This window comes from Aphanothece hegewaldii CCALA 016 (genome assembly GCF_003007785.1).
In the GTDB taxonomy this organism is placed as follows: Bacteria; Cyanobacteriota; Cyanobacteriia; order Cyanobacteriales; family Microcystaceae; genus Chroococcus; species Chroococcus hegewaldii.
In genome coordinates, this window is record NZ_PXOH01000005.1 from 50,049 (window position 1) to 67,508 (window position 17,460).

At 35.9% G+C, this 17,460-nt stretch carries 20 protein-coding genes; 11 read left to right on the forward strand and 9 right to left on the reverse strand.

Annotation, left to right across the window (positions count from 1 at the left end; translation table 11 throughout):
• Positions 1-355 precede the first annotated feature (355 nt).
• Positions 356-1,486 carry an exodeoxyribonuclease VII large subunit gene (gene xseA / locus C7H19_RS06220; RefSeq protein WP_106456031.1) on the reverse strand — a complete coding sequence of 377 codons (1,131 nt, stop codon included), beginning with the start codon at positions 1,484-1,486 and terminating at the stop codon, positions 356-358.
• Positions 1,487-1,596: 110 nt separating this feature from the next.
• On the opposite strand from xseA, the gene map reads away from it, so the two are divergent.
• Together map and C7H19_RS06230 are read left to right on the forward strand one after the other, a co-directional pair.
• A complete protein-coding gene (gene map, locus C7H19_RS06225) occupies positions 1,597-2,463 on the forward strand; it encodes a type I methionyl aminopeptidase (RefSeq protein WP_106456032.1) in 867 nt (288 codons plus the stop codon).
• Between the two features lie 56 nt (positions 2,464-2,519).
• A complete protein-coding gene (locus tag C7H19_RS06230) occupies positions 2,520-3,134 on the forward strand; it encodes a Uma2 family endonuclease (RefSeq protein ID WP_106456033.1) in 615 nt (204 codons plus the stop codon).
• 3 nt (positions 3,135-3,137) lie between these two features.
• Here the strand turns inward: C7H19_RS06230 and C7H19_RS06235 are convergent, their stop codons facing one another.
• Complete coding sequence (locus C7H19_RS06235) at positions 3,138-3,590, reverse strand: hypothetical protein (protein WP_106456034.1); 453 nt, start codon at positions 3,588-3,590, stop codon at positions 3,138-3,140.
• A gap of 281 nt (positions 3,591-3,871) precedes the next feature.
• Between C7H19_RS06235 and C7H19_RS06240 the strand changes: the two genes are divergently transcribed.
• Complete coding sequence (locus tag C7H19_RS06240; protein WP_106456035.1) at positions 3,872-4,282, forward strand: hypothetical protein; 411 nt, start codon at positions 3,872-3,874, stop codon at positions 4,280-4,282.
• Between the two features lie 30 nt (positions 4,283-4,312).
• On the opposite strand, the gene C7H19_RS06245 is transcribed toward C7H19_RS06240, so the two are convergent.
• The 5 genes from C7H19_RS06245 to C7H19_RS06265 form a co-directional block, all read right to left on the reverse strand.
• Positions 4,313-4,951 carry a Uma2 family endonuclease gene (locus C7H19_RS06245; RefSeq protein WP_106456036.1) on the reverse strand — a complete coding sequence of 213 codons (639 nt, stop codon included), beginning with the start codon at positions 4,949-4,951 and terminating at the stop codon, positions 4,313-4,315.
• Positions 4,948-7,614, reverse strand: a complete 2,667-nt coding sequence (locus C7H19_RS06250) for an efflux RND transporter permease subunit (RefSeq protein ID WP_106456230.1) — start codon at positions 7,612-7,614, stop codon at positions 4,948-4,950. The genes C7H19_RS06245 and C7H19_RS06250 overlap by 4 nt, the downstream gene beginning before the upstream one ends.
• 115 nt (positions 7,615-7,729) lie before the next feature.
• Positions 7,730-8,047, reverse strand: a complete 318-nt coding sequence (locus C7H19_RS06255) for a hypothetical protein (RefSeq protein WP_106456037.1) — start codon at positions 8,045-8,047, stop codon at positions 7,730-7,732.
• Positions 8,048-8,620: 573 nt separating this feature from the next.
• Positions 8,621-9,544, reverse strand: a complete 924-nt coding sequence (locus C7H19_RS06260) for an o-succinylbenzoate synthase (RefSeq protein WP_106456038.1) — start codon at positions 9,542-9,544, stop codon at positions 8,621-8,623.
• Positions 9,545-9,562: 18 nt separating this feature from the next.
• Positions 9,563-10,849: an ankyrin repeat domain-containing protein gene (locus C7H19_RS06265; protein ID WP_106456039.1), complete on the reverse strand. Its 1,287-nt coding sequence runs from the start codon at positions 10,847-10,849 to the stop codon at positions 9,563-9,565.
• A 204-nt stretch (positions 10,850-11,053) separates the two neighbouring features.
• On the opposite strand from C7H19_RS06265, the gene lepB reads away from it, so the two are divergent.
• From lepB to C7H19_RS06305, 8 genes are all read left to right on the forward strand, one after another.
• On the forward strand, positions 11,054-12,136 hold the full coding sequence (gene lepB, locus C7H19_RS06270) for a signal peptidase I (RefSeq protein ID WP_245927342.1): 1,083 nt from the start codon (positions 11,054-11,056) through the stop codon (positions 12,134-12,136).
• A 1-nt stretch (position 12,137) separates the two neighbouring features.
• The gene (larB, locus tag C7H19_RS06275) at positions 12,138-12,917 is read left to right on the forward strand and encodes a nickel pincer cofactor biosynthesis protein LarB (protein ID WP_106456040.1); all 780 of its coding nucleotides are present in this window, start codon (positions 12,138-12,140) and stop codon (positions 12,915-12,917) included.
• Between the two features lie 33 nt (positions 12,918-12,950).
• Complete coding sequence (locus tag C7H19_RS06280) at positions 12,951-13,247, forward strand: DUF3288 family protein (protein WP_106456041.1); 297 nt, start codon at positions 12,951-12,953, stop codon at positions 13,245-13,247.
• Between the two features lie 176 nt (positions 13,248-13,423).
• Positions 13,424-13,618: a DUF4278 domain-containing protein gene (locus C7H19_RS06285; protein WP_106456042.1), complete on the forward strand. Its 195-nt coding sequence runs from the start codon at positions 13,424-13,426 to the stop codon at positions 13,616-13,618.
• A 42-nt stretch (positions 13,619-13,660) separates the two neighbouring features.
• On the forward strand, positions 13,661-13,846 hold the full coding sequence (locus C7H19_RS06290; RefSeq protein WP_106456043.1) for a hypothetical protein: 186 nt from the start codon (positions 13,661-13,663) through the stop codon (positions 13,844-13,846).
• Between the two features lie 69 nt (positions 13,847-13,915).
• Positions 13,916-15,250: a TIGR03279 family radical SAM protein gene (locus C7H19_RS06295; protein ID WP_106456044.1), complete on the forward strand. Its 1,335-nt coding sequence runs from the start codon at positions 13,916-13,918 to the stop codon at positions 15,248-15,250.
• A 1-nt stretch (position 15,251) separates the two neighbouring features.
• Positions 15,252-16,106, forward strand: a complete 855-nt coding sequence (gene folP, locus C7H19_RS06300; protein WP_106456045.1) for a dihydropteroate synthase — start codon at positions 15,252-15,254, stop codon at positions 16,104-16,106.
• The gene (locus C7H19_RS06305; RefSeq protein WP_106456046.1) at positions 16,103-16,570 is read left to right on the forward strand and encodes a cupin domain-containing protein; all 468 of its coding nucleotides are present in this window, start codon (positions 16,103-16,105) and stop codon (positions 16,568-16,570) included. Before folP ends, C7H19_RS06305 begins: the two co-directional genes overlap by 4 nt.
• A gap of 61 nt (positions 16,571-16,631) precedes the next feature.
• Here C7H19_RS06305 and C7H19_RS06310 read toward each other — a convergent pair whose 3' ends face one another.
• Both C7H19_RS06310 and C7H19_RS06315 read right to left on the reverse strand, forming a co-directional pair.
• Positions 16,632-16,916, reverse strand: a complete 285-nt coding sequence (locus C7H19_RS06310; RefSeq protein WP_245927344.1) for a PIN domain-containing protein — start codon at positions 16,914-16,916, stop codon at positions 16,632-16,634.
• 54 nt (positions 16,917-16,970) lie between these two features.
• Positions 16,971-17,225 (reverse strand): prevent-host-death protein, encoded by a 255-nt coding sequence (locus C7H19_RS06315; RefSeq protein ID WP_106456047.1) that lies wholly within the window; start codon positions 17,223-17,225, stop codon positions 16,971-16,973.
• Between the last annotated feature and the right edge of the window lie 235 nt (positions 17,226-17,460).

Here is a 17,460-nt window from a genome sequence, read left to right on the forward strand (position 1 = left end):
ATATTTCTCTATGTAATGACACTAATTTCAATAATCCTCTTTTAATCTTTTATCTTCTGCTTTATTAACTTTTTTATAAAGTAATGTGAGGAACATTTTAAAAGCGTGACATCTGAGTCAAATACGATCGCCATCGCCAGGTTCTCAGCGTCCGCATCGCGTAAAATCACTCTAGCCATTTAAAAACATAAAAACAAGTCGGAAAAGTCGGAAGTTTTTAAGTAAATTAATACGACCTTTCCGACCTTTTTTACATTTCTTAATGAAAAATGAGGTTGTGTTGCAAAAAAATTATTGATAAACTCTTTTAGTTCCTTGAGGTCTGAGTCTATTACTGTTGTCATGTAATATCTTCCTATGATATTTCGATGACTTTAACTTTTAATGTACCCTGATTTAATTGAATACTTAACGCTTGTTCGGGTTTAACTTCGGTTGTAGAACGAATAATCTGATTATTTTCCCCTCTAACTACAGCATAACCTCTTTGTAAAACTGCTTTGGGGTCTAATGCAATTAATTTTTGTTGGAGTAAATGACATTTTGCGGTTGCTTGGATGAGTTGAGGTGAGGTTTGGGGGAAACGTTTGAGACGAGTTTTGAGATATTCTAATCTTTCTATTTCTTCAGACAAACGATCTTTTACACTATTAATTAAATGCTGTATTCGTTTCTGATGTTCTAAAACCAATTGGGTATAGGATGGTACTGCTATTTCTGCTGCTGCGGTGGGGGTGTGTGCGCGGTAGTCTGCTACTAAATCAGCTAAAGATTCATCTCGTTGATGCCCAATACCTGTAATAATTGGGATGGTACTTTCGACGATCGCTCTTACCACTCTCTCATCATTAAAGCACGATAGATCCTCAACTGCACCGCCTCCTCTAGCTAAAATAATCACATCAGCACGACCATCAATATTTACTCGTTCAATGGCTTGTACAATAGAATCTGGAGCATCTTCACCCTGTACAATAGCAGGAGATAATAAAACCATTAACCCCGGATAGCGTTGAGAAAGTGTGCGTTGGATATCTCCCCAAGCAGCAGCAGTCGCAGAAGTCACCACCGCAACTATTTTAGGATGAGTCGGTAGAGTGCGTTTTCTAGTTTCGTCGAATAAACCTTCAGCTTGGAGACGGTTACGGAGTTGTTGATATCTTAATGCTTGTAACCCTTCACCTGTCGCTAAACATTGATAAACCGTTAATTGATATTCTCCCCGTTTATTAAATACGCGAAGACTTCCTAAGACGATAATTTGTTCACCGCGTGAGGGTTGTTGCATCAATTTTAATTTTTGCGAACCCCAAACGACACATTTTATCGCTGCATCCGAGTCAGAAAGGGTAAAAAATAAACCTTTGGGATGTTCTTGTAGACTCGATACTTCTCCTGTGACCCAAACTCGTTGTAGAATGCGATCGTCTTCTAGTAATGACTGTATGTAGTCTGTTAACCCTGCAACTGATATTACTTCGTTCATCAACTTCCATTAAATTTTATACACCCTATACTAATTCTCATCCGTGTGAAGAAAATAGCATCATACTATAATGATCTAAGTATAAGCATTCAAGAATCAAGCTACAGTTAATGAGCATTTTAAGCGATATTTTTTCCACTGGAAAAAAAGAAATCACCCCCAAACCCTCACCCAAAGAACAAACAGGGTTACCTCGCACTTCAAAAGGCCGCAAAAAGATAGAATTAAAATCGCCCCAAGAAATCGAAATTATGCGACAGTCTGCGCGTATCGTAGCAACTGTACTAAAAGAAATCTCAGAAATAGTACAACCGGGGATGACGACTGCTGACTTAGATGTTATTGCAGAAAAACGCATCCGAGAAATGGGTGCAACTCCAAGCTTTAAAGGTTATTATGGTTTTCCAGGTTCAATTTGTTCTAGCATCAATGATGAAGTTGTACACGGTATCCCCAACCCGAAAAAAAAGATTAGAACTGGAGATGTTCTAAAAGTCGATACAGGTGCATTCTATCAAGGTTATCATGGTGATTCTTGTATTACGATCGCAGTTGGAAAAGTTTCCCCAAAAGCCGAAAAATTGATTAAAGTAGCAGAAGGTGCGTTATACAAGGGAATTGAACAGGTTAAAGCGGGAAATTATTTACTTGATATTGCAGGTGCGATCGAAGATTATGTAAAAAGTAATGGTTTTACAGTTGTAGAAGAGTTTACTGGACATGGTGTCGGTAGAAATTTACATGAGGAACCATCTGTGTTTAATTTTCGCACGAACCAACTCCCCAACGTTAAACTAAAAGCAGGAATGACGCTTGCGATAGAACCGATAGTTAATGCAGGTTCAAAGCATACTAAAACTTTACGCGATCGTTGGACAGTTATTACAGTCGATAAAAATCTTTCTGCACAATTCGAGCATACCGTTTTAGTCACAGAAACCGGGTACGAAATATTAACCGATCGTAACAAAGTTTAAAAGAAAAATATAGTATAATTGCACTAAACTTAATCTAGGAATTAGGATAGCTTGTCATGACTAATATTCTCTATTCCACTGAGCAAAATCTTTCCTTTGAACAGTTTATCGAACAACTTCCCGACTCAGAAGGACGTTATGAACTTGTTAACGGTGAAATTATGCGTATTTTGTCCACTAGAAAACATGACACCCTAGCAGAATATCTTTCTGATGCGCTTAAAGATGAAGTAAAAAGTAAAAAGTTTAATTATTGGGTTTCGGGAAGAGTTGTCATTCAAACACAGACACAAAAAGGAAAACAGCAAGGACGACATCCTGATGTTACTGTAGTAGATAAAGCTATCTGGGATGCTTTTCCAAGTGCTTATTCTGCGTTGCTTGAACCTCCACAATTAGTGGTAGAAGTGGTATCGACGAACTGGGAAGATGATTATGTGGATAAACTAGATGAATATCAAAGATTAGGAATTCCTGAATATTGGATTATAGACTATTTAGCGATTGCGAGTCGGAGTTATTTAGGAAATCCGAAAGTACCTACAGTTTTTGTCTATTTATTGGATGAAAACGGGAATTATCAGTGTAATGCTTACAGAGAGAGTGATGTGATTGTTTCTCGTACTTTTCCTGAACTTACTTTAACCGTCGAACAAGTTTTCCAAGCTTAAAAATTATTTTTTCTTCTGACAGTGTTTATTTAACAAAGAAATTACTAAATCTACGCTATCGGGTTGTACTTGTATTGTATAGGCTTCTGCTTCAATTTGCCGTGTGTAAGAATGATATCGCATAAAATAAAGTCGTGTCATCGGTGGTGGTTCTATTTCTAAACCTAATGCTTGTACTTCTGTTTTTCCGTAACAAAATTGTGCTGCGTGTACCGCTTCATGAACTAAAGTCGGTCTAGCAATTCCTAAATCAAATACAATGGGATTAATCCAAATTGTTTTTGTCTTACTTTGGAACAACCCGTAAGCTTCTCTAACTGGTGGTGTTTCTAATTTTACCTTAAATCCATATTGTTCTAAAGCAGTTTGTAAACGAGAAAAATCTGCATCTGTAGACGGTGAAGTTAAAGATAATAAAAGTGTCCCTAAAATAATGCTTGCTTTCATATAAATCATAACAAATATCTAATTGTATGTAGGGGTTTGGTCTCCAAACCCTTGGAAAAAAACATGACAAATATTATAATTTATAAATGAAATAGGTAGGGGTTTGGTCAATAAACCCAGAAAGAAAATTAGATTATGATTAACTGTAGGGGTTTGGTCAATAAACCCTTTGAAAAAATATAATAAAAATATTATAATTTATAAATAAAATAGGTAGGGGTTTGGTCTCCGAAACCTTTAAAAAAAACATGAAAAATATTATAATTTATAAATAGAGTAATAATTTAATTATGTTACGTTTATTATCATTTTTACTTCTTTTCAGTGTTTTTAATCCCATTTCTGCTAGTGTTTCAGAACCGATGAAAACACAAATTATCGCCCAATGTCAGAGACAAGATAAACCGATAATCAAATCACTTAGATTTGCTAGAGGTTCAATTGGTACAACAATTCAAGATAAAATAGCAGTCTGTACAACACATGATTATCTATTTAGCGCTCGTGCAGGTCAGAAAATCGATGTTAGATTATTAACAGGAGATCAAACGAGTTTTACGGTTTATAGTCCTTCACAATTAATTTATGAAGCAGATGGTGTACAATCTTGGTCTGGAAGATTACCAGAAACTGGGGAATATAGATTAGTTATTGGGACTGATGTAACAGCTAATTATACTTTAGAAGTGACGATTCGATAGGATATTTTAGAGGGTTTGGTCTTCAAACCCCTACGGTATTTTATTAATTTTATTTCTTGCCCATTCTCGAATCGCTTTTCTCATTGCTAAACGACTAATCGTTCTATATTCTTCGATTATAACTAATATTTCTTTGATGGGAAGTTCGGGAAAAACTAAACTATTTTCAACTTCTACATACTGATTTTCTTGTAACAAATATATTTTTAATTCTCCTTCGTCATAACTCCAAATTTCAGGAACACCTAAACGAGAATAAATGGGAAAACGATTTAAAGATTTACTGGTAATATCTATTTCTAATGCTAAATCTGGTGGAGGGTCTTGACTTAAATCAAATTTTAATTTACCTCGTATTCTAGCAGCATTTTGGAAATAAAAACAGTTATCGGGTTCTAATCCTGCTTCTTTAATCTTCTTTTTCCAAGTGGTTGAACCATAACATTCATAATCTCGGTCTAAAACTTCGGCTATATCTTCAACAGTAATACCAATTGATTGTTTATAATATTCATGTTCAGGTAAAGGTGTCATAATTTCTAATGTTCCTTCATAATAAGCGACTCTTGAACTACGAGTTTGACCAAGATTTTCTAAAATATTTTCAAACTGTTCCCAAGAAATATTATGTAATAAAACACTGTCGCATTTTTCTAATATCGTTTTCATACTGTTTTACGTCCTTCTATTTTTAACCAAAAATCTTCTAGAATTGTATAAAGAACAGGTACAACAATTAAACTTAATAACGAAGAAGTTAATAAACCTCCAATAATTGCTACAGCCATCGGTTGTCTTAATTCTCCTCCTGCACCTAATCCTAACGCAATCGGTAACATTCCTAAAATAGTTGATGCAGTTGTCATAATAATAGGACGAAGACGCACAAAACCTGTTTCTAAAATTGCCTCTTCTCGATTCATACCTTTCCGTCTAAGTTGATTAATATAATCTAGTAGTAAGACTGCATTTTTATCGAGTAAACCGACTAAAAAAATTAAGCCAATTAAAGAAATAATTCCGAAAGCACTCTGAGTTATTAATAATCCGAGCATAGCACCAACAACAGATAAAGGCAATGATAAACCAACGACAATCGGTTCTAGAAGTCTACCAAATAATGCAAAAAGAACCAATAGCATAATTAAAATAGATAAGCTTAAAGTTCTTCCAAAACTGGTAAGAACATCATAACTTTGTGATGAACTTCCCCAACGTTTTAAAGTAATCTCAGCAGGTAAAATAGATTTAGCCGTATCTTCGACGATTTGTGTAGCATCTTCTAACCCTTTTCCCTGACTTAAATTCGCTCCTAAATAAACGGTATTTTCTCCACTAAGTCTTTCTATTTGAACAATTTCTCCTGTCTCACTGAGTTGACTCGATAACTCGACATCTTCAAACCCTGGTAACTGAGAAATCTTATTTTTTAGCTTTTCTGCACTTTGATACAATGTTGTTAAATCTTGTCCTCTGAGGGCGATTTGTAGAGGTTTTTCAGCTTCTGTTTGCACAAATGGGATATCTTCTACACTAACTGTAACTCCTTTTAATTGAGGTAAATTTTGGCGGACTTGTTCTTGTACTTGGGCGGTTGTTAGCTGACGTTCGTGTTTTAATGTAACGTAAAGTTTGCCTTTATTTGGTGTTCCTTGAATTCCTGCTACAGTGAAAACATATTCGACATCAGGAGATTTTAAAACAGTTTCCTCTATTCTTTCTCCGATGCGTTGAGTACGTCTTAAAAGTATTCTTTCTGGGGATTTTGCTAGATCAGAAATCCAGTTAAACGCGCCGCTATTCGGAGATTGGGAATTAGTCGTATTTTCAGGTTTTGGGATGACTGACAGTTTGGGTAAAGGTACTGTATAAACGACATTAAATTCACCTCTATCTAATTGTGGCATAAATCCTTTAGGTATTAGAGGAATTAAACCAACACCGATAATAAAACTAAGAATGGCTAATCCGATGACGATTTTTCGATGATGAAGTGACCATCTTAATAGATTACGATATTTTTGCCCGATCGCCCAATTTTGTTCATGATTTTGATTCGTATTATTTCGACGTTTTAACCAATAAACGGCTAAAACAGGTGAAAGTGTTCGCGCAACAAATAGAGAAATTAAAACAGCAGCAGAAACAGTAATACCAAAGGGTTTAAAGAATTTTCCAATGGCACCACCCATAAAAGCAACAGGAATAAATACCGCAGCTATCGTAATAGTAGAAGCAGTCACCGATAAACCAATTTCATCTGTTCCTACTTTTGCCGCTTCTTTTGGGCTATATCCTTCTTCAATATGACGCGAAATGTTTTCGACATCAACAATTGCATCATCAATAACAATACCAATAACTAGGGTTAAAGCAAGTAGGGTAATGGTTTCTAAATTAAAGCCAAAAATCGCCATGACAATACAAGTTCCTAGTAAAGACAAGGGAATGGCTAAAGCAGTAATTAAGGTGGCGCTAAAACTGCGTAAAAACGGAAAAACGATTAAGATAGAAAGTATAATTGCTAAGATTAAATCTTCAATAGTTGCTTGGGTTGCTTCTCGGATAAAACCCGCTTGAGTTTCGGCTAAAGTTAATTGAATTTCTTTTAATTGCGGTTGTAGAGTTTGGATGGCTTTTTCAACTTGACTGACAACTTCTAAAGTATTTGCTTGACTGGTTTTAATTACCTGTAAAGCGAGGGAATTTTGCTGATTGAAACGAACTAAAGTGGGAAATTGTGTTTTAATTGTTGAAGATTGTTCGGTCGAAATCGAAGCATCACCTAAAAGATTAACCTTTAAAACGCCATATAAACTCTGAAGTTGTGGAATAATAGTCGTTTTAGCAATTTGGCTAAGTTCATCTAAACTTTTTGTCTCACTCAAGAGAGCGTAACTAATGACAGGTGATTCATTGAGATTAACAGGTATCACGTCATAAGTCGTATTAGGTGGTAAAGAAATTTGTGATAATTTTTGTTTAACGATTTCTGTCGATGTTTCTAAATTATCTCCAATATCAAATAAAACATTAACAACAGCCCGCCCAGGGTAGGTCATTGATGAAACATCTCTAACTGTTTCGATGTTATTTAATGTTGTTTCTAAAGGCTGAGTTAGTTTCGTTTCGGTTTCGAGCGCAGTTTCTATAGGGTTTTGTGCGTTGACAACAACCACTGGGAAAGTGATTTCAGGAAATAACCCATATTTAAGCGAACTAAAGGCTAAAAGTCCTGCTACGGCTATACCTAGCCAAAATGCGATTGTTAAACGAGGATGACGAATAGCGATTCGAGAAAGATTAAACTGTTCTCTAAAATTGTTTTTCATATTAAAAGGGTTTGAAGACCAAACTGCACCGCTCACAGGATTTAAAATCCTGTGAAACGGCGTGCAGTGCATTCCACACCCCTATAATAAACTTATGTTGCAGAAATTTTAGAATTTATTCATAAAGAACGGAATCTAGACATGATTCGCCAATAGAACTTAATCTTTGTGCCGTTGCTCTATCAGTTTTCGATTTTTGTACTAGAGTTTGAAATTGTTGAATTGTATATTGCGATCGAATTTTCGTCATTGTACAATTACAAAGATCATTAGCGGAGTCTGTGGCTAAACCTTGTTGTGTGGCTTGTTGTAAACATTCTTTACGATAATCGTCAAAAGAAGACCGAGGTGTTGAACTTTGGGCAGATATGGTTTGATTTCCGCTCAAAAATCCTAAAATACTTATTAAAATCAACAACGAAACTTTTTGCATAACCGATACAGATAGGACAAAATACTGTCTTTAAGTGTCTAGTCTAACAAAAGTTACGGTATACTATACAGTAATAATGAGTAAAATCACTTATTAACTTTTTTCTAATTTGTCGTGGCACAAAAAGAACCCGACAAGAGTCTTGTTAGTATTAAGCTTTCTTCCATAGCAAAAACTTAGTTGATTTGAACCAAAAATGTATATAATTTTAAAAAACTGTTGCTATTTTTAAAGCAATGTGTTAGAAAAAATCTTGTTTTGGCTTATTCAAAAGCTGAAATTTATAATAAAGAAACCGCCCGAAGCAATATCGAGCGGAGTGTGGTGTGAGGAGTGAACGGAAACATTGTCTCCGCTATTTCTATTCTAAGAGACATTTCTCTCTATTGAGCAGACTTCTAATTTGATTGATGAAAATTTATAACCTTCGATATGCTGATAGCAAACCTAGTGGCTGTTTTGGATTTTAGTTATATTGTGCTTAAATATTTCTATCTAATTAACCTCGTATACCACAAATAGGTTAAAAAGTCAATAGTGCTGAGTCAAATTATTGCTATCCGTCACAACTATCTAATCAAACCAATGATTTAAACCAAAACCAATAGCGCGAGAGCAATTTGTTAATTCTGATGCTAATTGTATCGCCTTTTGTCGTCCAATATCGGATTCAAATACAGAGGAAAAAACCGCATCGATGGAATACTGATTAAAGAGTTGACGTAATTCTAAAATTGAGCCAGCTATTGCGGGTTTAATCACAAAAATACTACGCCATCCTTGATGATAACAGTTTTTTAATTGTTGAAGGGTTGCGATCGATTCATCTAAAGCTAAAGGTGTAGAATAAGCTTGACTCAACTGTAACATGGTTTGAAATTGTTCGGGTAATAGGGGTTGTTCCAAAAATTCAACTTTTCCCCATTCATCTGTAACCGATAACCAAGTTTTGGCTTCATCAAGATTTAAACCACCATTAGCATCCAGACGTAATTTTACATGACTTGGTAAACATTGACATAATTTTTCAAATATTTGAGTTTCTTCAGTAATTGATTTTACGCCGATTTTCCATTTAAAAGTTATATCTGTCTGAAACTGTACCGCATCTTGATAAATTTCTTGCCACTGATATAATGCTTTTTCCCCCGTTGGTAGTAAATAACTATATTTGATATTCTGAGGTTGTATTTCAGTAAATTCTAAATTTTCTAGGGCTGTCTCAAAACCAAATTGACAAGCTGGTAATTGATGAGGAATACTATAAATTGTATCTTGGGTGATGGTTTGTCCAAGTTTATCGCAAAATTCTAAGGCTTGTTGATGTGTTTCTGAACCAAACCAAGGTAATGTAGTAATTTCTCCTAAAGCTTTTTTGTCTTCATGGTTGGTTAAGCTGATAATAATCCCTTCTCGTATTTCCCAAGTACCATGATGAGTCAATAAAGGTTGACGGAATTTTTTTTGATAGGGATGAAAGGTAAATTGATAAGTCATTTTCCTAAAAAGGTTGCATTATCCTATTGCTCCTGCTTTTTGTAATAAACTAACGATCACATGATATTGTTGAATTTGGGCTAACATAAGTGCAGTCAAACCACCTGGGTTACGATCGTTTAGACTAATATTAGGGGTTTGTAAAAGAGTTTGTACCGCTTCTAAATTGCCGCGATAACTTGCCCACATTAAGGCTGTACCTCCATTTTTATCTTTTTGATTGATGTTTGCTCCCACATTTAACAAATCTTGAATAATGGTTGCGTTATTCAATTCTGCTGCTTTCATTAAAATTGTTTTACCATCTAAGTAAAATTGATTGGGATTGGCTCCGCTATCGAGTAAAATTTTAACAATGGTTGAATGTTCTTGAGCAATGGCTAAAGTTAAGGGTGTTTCGCTTTGGTTTTCTACATTCGGATTAGCTTGATATTTTAACAGTTCTTTGACAATTTCCTCATAACCTTGTAATGTAGCTAAAATCAGTGGTGTATCCCCTAATTTATTTCTTTGCGTTGCTTTAATTCCCGCTTCTAATAAAATTTGAACAACCGATAAATGTCCTTCCACTGTTGCTAAATGTAATGCGGTTTCTCCCTCAAGATTTTGATGATGAAGATTCGCCCCAAATTCTAATAAGATTTTAACAACTTCGGTATGTCCTTCGGTAGCTGCAATCAATAAAGCTGTGTCACCACTTGAAGTGCTATGATTAACGTCACAACCGGCTTTGAGTAAATAAGAGATTAGATCAAAATTTCCTTTTTCAGCAGCTAAAGTTAAAGCGGTTTCATTGTCTGGATAGAGTTGAGCAATATTAACGCCTTTTTGGATTAATTGGATAGCGATCGCAATATAATTTTGTTGAATTGCTAAACTTAAAGCGGTATCTCCGTCGTTGTCTTGTAGATTAACATCCGCAGCCGCATCTAACAAACGTTGTACGATATCCGAATGACCTTTATACACTGCAATCATTAAAGCATGACTACCATCACTATTAACTTGATTAACATTCGCCCCCGCTTGAATTAAAGCATCTACGATCGCAATATGATTACCCGAAGCTGCTAACATTAATGCCGTGACTCCTTGCGGTTTTTTTTGGTGGTTGACATTTGCTCCAAATTGTAGTATAGATTCAACCATATTTAACTCGCCTCGTTGAGCAGCATAGATCAAAGCTGTGGTATTGTGGGGATCAGTAGTATTCACATCAACCCCTTGTGAGAGAATTGTTTTGACCTGCTGAATATTTTCTTTACGAACAGCTTGGATTAAACTTAGTTCTTGATGCGCCACCATATCAACCCCTATCAGAGTCCAGAGTAAGTCATTACTTCCAGATTAAGGGTTTTCGGACACCGATGATGAAAGAATTTATGGGCTAAGGGGAGAAAAATAACTAAAATCACAACTGTACTGTGATTGTTCCCTACTCAGATAATTAATTAAAAGACTATGATAGTACTACCCTCACATCATAAGGCTTACAGTTTCGTGAGAACGATGACATCTTCATTATCCCATTCCACACAAACCAATCGGAAAGATCCTTGGTTAGCAGTAAATTTCTCGATGTTTTTTCCTGGTTTAGGACAATTCTATGGTGAAAAAATTATTAAGGGTTTATTCTGGAGTATTTGCCAAATTATCGCTATTATTGCGGCAATATGGTCATGTTTAAGCCCAGATGGACAAACATCAACTGGATTAATTTTTCTGGGAATAACGATTATTATTTATTTAGCCAATATTTTAGATGCTCATTGGACTGTATATACAGCCAAAAACGATAAAAGCTTAGAAAAAATTCCTCGTACTAATAAAAATCCTTGGTTTGCTGTCTTTGTCTCTCGTGTCTTACCGGGTTTGGGACAATTATATGGCAATCATTCAATATTAGGGCTAATTTTTCTCACCGCTTCTCTTATCTTTCTCAGACTCGATGATCTTTATCCTAGTTTATTAATCATATCGCCAACATTAGCCGCGATCGCAACTTATCACGCTTATTTGGGTTTTCCCCAAAAATCCTCATTCCGTGTTCGTGAATATCGGTCTATTGTAGCAGTGATGGTCGGCTTAATCTTTGCATGGGGTATAATTTGGAATTATCTACCAAATTGGATAGACGGGCGTTGGCAACTTTTTAACATTCCCAGTGAATCAATGCAACCTACTTTACAAATTGGCGATTTTGTGCTAGTAAAAAAATCTTCTTCTTATGTACCGCAACAAAAAGATGTAGTCGTCTTTAAAACGCCCGATGCAGTAAAAAAACTCAGCCCCGATGCTGGAGATTATTTCATTAAACGCATCATTGGCAAACCCGAAGACAAAATACAAATCGAGAACGGGATCGTTTATATTAATAATCAGCCCTTGGAAGAAACCTATATCTCAGAACCACCAGATTATCAATGGGGACCAGAAATAGTACCGAGTCAGGCCTATTTTGTTCTAGGAGATAATCGTAATGCAAGTTTAGATTCTCATGCTTGGGGATTTTTATCCAAAGATTATTTAGTAGGACAAGCGTACAAAATTTCTTGGCCGTTGGGTCGGGGAAAATCCCTCATTCTCAAATAAAATGACAGAACCAGAAGCCTTACAAAATCTTCTTCAAGCCGTCGCCACAGGAGCTATACTACCTGATGTGGCATTTGAAAAACTCAAACATCTAAGTTTTGAACCCGTCGAAGACTTTGCTAAAATTGACCATCATCGTCACCTGAGAACCGGTTTTCCTGAAGTCATTTGGGGACCGGGGAAAACGAGTGAGCAAATTATTTCAATAATACACTCTTTGCGTGAATCTGCTCCAATTGTCATGGCCACACGCATTTCTTCAGATGTCGCACAACAGCTATTAGAACAAATTCCAGGTTTAATTTACTATCCTGTGGCTCGAATCTGTGCGTTAAAATCATCCCAAATACCCACTCAACAGGGTATAATTTCCATATTGACCGCAGGAACCGCAGATATTCCAGTCGCTGAAGAAGCAGCAATTACCGCCGAATTATGCGGGTTTGAAGTACAACGTCTCTGGGATGTCGGAGTGGCAGGAATACACCGTCTTTTGAGTCATCGTGATTTAATTACCAGTTCGGATATTTTAATTGTTGTTGCAGGAATGGAAGGTGCATTACCGAGTGTCGTCGCGGGAATGGTTGAATGTCCTGTGATTGCCGTTCCCACCAGTATCGGTTATGGTGTTAGTTTCGGGGGTGTTGCACCTTTATTAACCATGCTGAATTCTTGTGCGACTGGTATTGCTGTTGTTAATATCGATAATGGGTTTGGTGCAGCAATTTTAGCAGGTAAGATTTTACGAACGGCAGCAAGGCTAAAAGACAGAGTACAATAATATTAGTAGGTTTCTCGTTAATTTGTTCGATCTATGGCCGCACCCAAGCAAACACAGGATCAAAATCATCCTCAAGAAAAAAAAGACCGAGAAATTGTCAATCGTCTTTTGCAAGAGGAACCCACAGATTATAATTTAGCAGAACTCGCCCGTTTAAGGATTCGTTATCAGAATTTCCCAGGTGCAAGAGAAACCCAAAAAGATTTAGATTTACTACTCAATAAATGGCAATTAACAGAAACGACTCTTTTTGAAAAAACTCGCCAAATTCACCTCAAAGGTCAAGTTTACAGGAAAAACTCGAATGATGCTCAAGAAGATTGGAGTTAGTAGGTTCTGACAATACCTTAACTTTTTTAGTCCCAACTTTAGTATGTTCTGATAATACCTTAACTTTTTTGGGCATAATTTTTGCTATGTCCTGAACTTTTCTGTATTTATTTTTTTGAGAAGATAAAGGATACTAAGAGTGTCATCAAAAGAAGCCTTGCTTACGGAGACTAAAAATGACTCTTTGCTATCGCCAAATTAATTATAAAAATCCTTCTTTTACTCTGAATACTTCTCAATTAAATAAAACAATGAAGTATCGCGGTACTAGCTATCAAGCACCTTGGACAATTGCTCAACAGGACTGTTCTATAACATTACTAAAATATCGTGGTGTTTCTTACATCAAAAATTATATAGTTTTTAACTAATATTAATTTTTCCAATTTAATAAATTAAAAGGAGCATAAATTATGCAACTCATTTATCGTGGTCAAATCTTTGAATATCATGCCAAAATTAATAATTCATTACCCAGACGACAAGCTATTAACTGGCGATATGCCGTTCCAGGTGTCATGTATAAAGCACCTTCTTTAAAAAATCAAACTTATCATTTACCTAAAGCCATAAATTGGCGTTGGCTACCTCAAGAGTGAAATAATATAATTTTGCGATCGTTGCTATGCTTGAGGTATCTTAAAAGAAGGGTCTATTTTAAACGTACTATGAGTGTAGCAACCATTCAACCCGCAAAGATTACTAAAATATTACCCGATTCTATTGCCGATGAAATGGGTTTTGAAGCAGGAGATAGCATTGTATCAATTAATGGGATTCGTCCCAGAGATTTAATTGATTATCAGTTTCTTTGTACTGATGAATTTTTAGAACTTGAGGTAATTGATACTTCAGGAAAAACCCATCATGTCGAAATTGAAAAAGACTATGATGAGAATTTGGGTTTAGAATTTGAAAACGCTTTATTTGATGGTTTGATTCAATGTAATAATAAATGTCCATTTTGTTTTATTGACCAACAACCGCCAGGAAAAAGAGATAGTTTATATTTAAAAGATGATGATTATCGTCTGAGTTTTCTTTATGGAAGTTATCTAACCCTGACGAATTTAACCGCTAAGGAGTGGGAAAGAATCGAACAAATGCGGTTATCTCCGCTTTATGTTTCTGTTCATGCGACTGAACCAGATTTAAGAATCCGTTTACTGAAAAATCCACGCGCTGGAAAATTATTAGAACAACTCAAATGGTTTAAGGAAAGACGCTTACAAATTCATGCTCAAGTTGTTGTTTGTCCTGAAATTAATGATGGTGTACATTTAGAAAGAACTCTTTTAGATTTAGCAAATTTTTCTCAAGAAGATATCCCAACGGTTGCTTCTGCTGCGGTTGTTCCAGTCGGTTTAACCCGTTTTCGACCCACTGAAAATGAACTCACTACAGTTAGTACAGAAAAAGCGAAAGAAGTTATTAGTCAAGTTCAAGCTTTACAGAAGCAATTTAAACAAAAAATGGGGAGTAATTTTGTCTGGTTAGCTGATGAATGGTTTTTAATTGCTCGTCAAGAATTGCCCGCAGAATCCGAGTATGAAAACTATCCACAAATTGGTAATGGTGTAGGTTCAATACGTCAGTTTATTAAACAGTTTCAAAAAACGGGAAAAGCAATGTTACCGAAAAAAATAAATAATCCTAAAAGTTTAACTTGGGTGGTGGGGAATGCGGTAGAATTTGCTTTTCAACCTTTAGTAAAGCAGTTAAATAAAGTGCAGAACCTAACCGTAAATTTAGTCGCTTTAAAGAGTGATTATTGGGGACAAGAAATTACAGTGACAGGATTATTAACTGGACAAGATTTAATACAAGGTTTACAAGAAAAAGAGTTAGGCGATGGAATATTATTACCTTCTGTTATGCTCAAAGATGGTGAGGAAAAGTTTTTAGATGATACAACAGTAAGGGAGGTTTCTGAGACTTTAAATAGTCCGATTTTTCCTGTTAATGGTGTTGAAGAATTAATGCAAACTTGTATTAAAACATAATATGGAAAGTTTATTAATTAGAAATTATGAATTTCATTGGGGAAAACAAACTTACTTGATGGGTATTTTGAATGTAACTCCCGATAGTTTTAGTGATGGTGGAGAGTTTAATACAATAGAGAATGCAGTTAATCAGGGACTTAAATTAATAGAACAAGGAGCGAATATACTAGATATTGGCGGACAATCTACACGTCCAGGCTCAGAAGAAATTACACTAGATGAAGAATTAAATCGAGTTATTCCGGTTATTAAAGCTATTAGATTAAAAAGTGATCATCCTATTTCAATTGATACGACTCGTTCTGAGGTCGTACAAGCAGCAATAGAAGCGGGTGCCGATATAATTAATGATATTTCGGGGGCAAGTTTTGACGAAAAAATGTTATCTACAGTAGCAAAGCTAGAGGTTCCGATTATTTTAATGCACATCAAAGGAACACCTAAAACCATGCAAAAATTGACCCAATATAATGATTTAGTCGGCGAAATTATGCAATTTTTAGAGCAACAAATCCAACAAGCATTAAAAGCAGGGATTAAACACTCTAATTTAATTATCGATCCGGGTATTGGTTTTGCAAAAAATTATGAACAAAATTTAGAACTCATTCGACGCTTAAAAGAATTTCGTCAACTCGATGTACCGATTTTAGCAGGACTATCGCGTAAGAGTTTTATCGGTTATATTTTAAATCAAAATGATCCTAAACAACGTGTTTGGGGAACTGCTGCGGCCTGTTGTAGCGCGATCGCATCTGGAGTTGATATCTTAAGAGTACATGATGTTGCCCCGATGTATGATGTATGCAGAGTGGCTGATGCAATTTGGCGAACTGGAATAGAAAAACGATGAACACTTCTTCTGAACTAACCACCGATCATTGCATGATTCCTGTGATTAAATCACCGAAAGATTACCAAGTTTTCCGCATTAGTCCACAGGATACAAACCGTTTAGCGATCGTTTTTGATTCTACAATAGCCGATGACTCATTGACTGTGTGCGTCGAGATTTTTGATCCTGGTGGAAGTACACCAACTCATCGTCATCACTTTGCTGTAGAAATGTTTTATATTCTAAAAGGGGAAGGTGAAGCAATTTGTGACGGTAAAAGTATTCCCTTATGTCCGGGTGATAGCTTACTGGTTCGTCCGACGGGAATACATGAGATTAGAAATACTGGGAAAGGTCGTCTTTATGCAATTTGCTTTATGGTTCCTAACGAAGATTTTTCCGAACTCATTCGCAGTGGTGTTCCTGAAATCTTAGATCAAGAAGATTTAAAGGTTTTAAAAGGAATTAATACAGCAAACTAAACCTAAAAAAAGCAAAAGCTTATTGAAGATCAACTAGGAGTTAGATGGGGGATATGGAATTTTATTGACCGAGATACAGGTAAACCCGATCGCTTGTCCAAGTTGCTATACCTGTACCAAAAAAGTCTGTATCTTCAGTCCAGATCGGACACTCTAACATCAAAGCTACTGCCACAACTGACCAATCATCGACATCGCGCACAGCAATGCGTTGTTTGGCTTCTTGTTCGTACAAACTATACAGACTACTATCGACCAGTTGAACAAAACAGGTTAGCCTTTCTAGTACTTCTAGCACATCTTCGGTTGGTAGGTTACGTTTTTGAATTTTTTCCCAAGACGGCACGAATCAAGATGTTAGCATCCAGAACAATTCTTTTTGTTATTGGCATGGAAAGGCTTACCGTTCTTGTTCTCGAAGTTGACGAAATTCTTCAACAAGAAGATCTTCAGTAAGTCCTTTCTCTTGTAAAAGCGCATCTAGCTTCAAAGCGGCACGTTTTAACCCCTCAATTTCTGCTTCGGCTGGTTCTTGTTGAGCAGGTAAAAAATAGCCAACCGTCTGACCGTGACGCATCACAGCAACAGGGGAGGCAGTATTCAAATATTTAGCGAGATGATCCCTAAATTCACGAATTCCTACTTTTTCGAGCATAGACTTTTTCTCTTTCCTAATTATGGATCACTGTGTACACAAATATAGCAAAAGAGCCAAGTTTTTTACAACAAAACGAAAAAATTTACGGTTGTAGTAGGCGATCGCTCATTTTTAGATTCACTTTGTAAATGTCCTCTAATTAATTGCATTAATCCCCCCAAAATGTTATATTAGTAAAATTGTGAAAAAATGCACATTTAGGAATTCGGGTGTTTCTCTCACCAAGAAATCC

Coding starts and splice junctions, on each gene's coding strand:
- xseA (WP_106456031.1), bottom strand. CDS start 1,486: ATGAACGAAGTAATATCAGTTGCAGGGTTAACAGACTACATACAGTCA.
- map (WP_106456032.1), top strand. CDS start 1,597: ATGAGCATTTTAAGCGATATTTTTTCCACTGGAAAAAAAGAAATCACC.
- C7H19_RS06230 (WP_106456033.1), top strand. CDS start 2,520: ATGACTAATATTCTCTATTCCACTGAGCAAAATCTTTCCTTTGAACAG.
- C7H19_RS06235 (WP_106456034.1), bottom strand. CDS start 3,590: ATGATTTATATGAAAGCAAGCATTATTTTAGGGACACTTTTATTATCT.
- C7H19_RS06240 (WP_106456035.1), top strand. CDS start 3,872: ATGTTACGTTTATTATCATTTTTACTTCTTTTCAGTGTTTTTAATCCC.
- C7H19_RS06245 (WP_106456036.1), bottom strand. CDS start 4,951: ATGAAAACGATATTAGAAAAATGCGACAGTGTTTTATTACATAATATT.
- C7H19_RS06250 (WP_106456230.1), bottom strand. CDS start 7,614: ATGAAAAACAATTTTAGAGAACAGTTTAATCTTTCTCGAATCGCTATT.
- C7H19_RS06255 (WP_106456037.1), bottom strand. CDS start 8,047: ATGCAAAAAGTTTCGTTGTTGATTTTAATAAGTATTTTAGGATTTTTG.
- C7H19_RS06260 (WP_106456038.1), bottom strand. CDS start 9,544: ATGACTTATCAATTTACCTTTCATCCCTATCAAAAAAAATTCCGTCAA.
- C7H19_RS06265 (WP_106456039.1), bottom strand. CDS start 10,849: ATGGTGGCGCATCAAGAACTAAGTTTAATCCAAGCTGTTCGTAAAGAA.
- lepB (WP_245927342.1), top strand. CDS start 11,054: ATGACATCTTCATTATCCCATTCCACACAAACCAATCGGAAAGATCCT.
- larB (WP_106456040.1), top strand. CDS start 12,138: ATGACAGAACCAGAAGCCTTACAAAATCTTCTTCAAGCCGTCGCCACA.
- C7H19_RS06280 (WP_106456041.1), top strand. CDS start 12,951: ATGGCCGCACCCAAGCAAACACAGGATCAAAATCATCCTCAAGAAAAA.
- C7H19_RS06285 (WP_106456042.1), top strand. CDS start 13,424: ATGACTCTTTGCTATCGCCAAATTAATTATAAAAATCCTTCTTTTACT.
- C7H19_RS06290 (WP_106456043.1), top strand. CDS start 13,661: ATGCAACTCATTTATCGTGGTCAAATCTTTGAATATCATGCCAAAATT.
- C7H19_RS06295 (WP_106456044.1), top strand. CDS start 13,916: ATGAGTGTAGCAACCATTCAACCCGCAAAGATTACTAAAATATTACCC.
- folP (WP_106456045.1), top strand. CDS start 15,252: ATGGAAAGTTTATTAATTAGAAATTATGAATTTCATTGGGGAAAACAA.
- C7H19_RS06305 (WP_106456046.1), top strand. CDS start 16,103: ATGAACACTTCTTCTGAACTAACCACCGATCATTGCATGATTCCTGTG.
- C7H19_RS06315 (WP_106456047.1), bottom strand. CDS start 17,225: ATGCTCGAAAAAGTAGGAATTCGTGAATTTAGGGATCATCTCGCTAAA.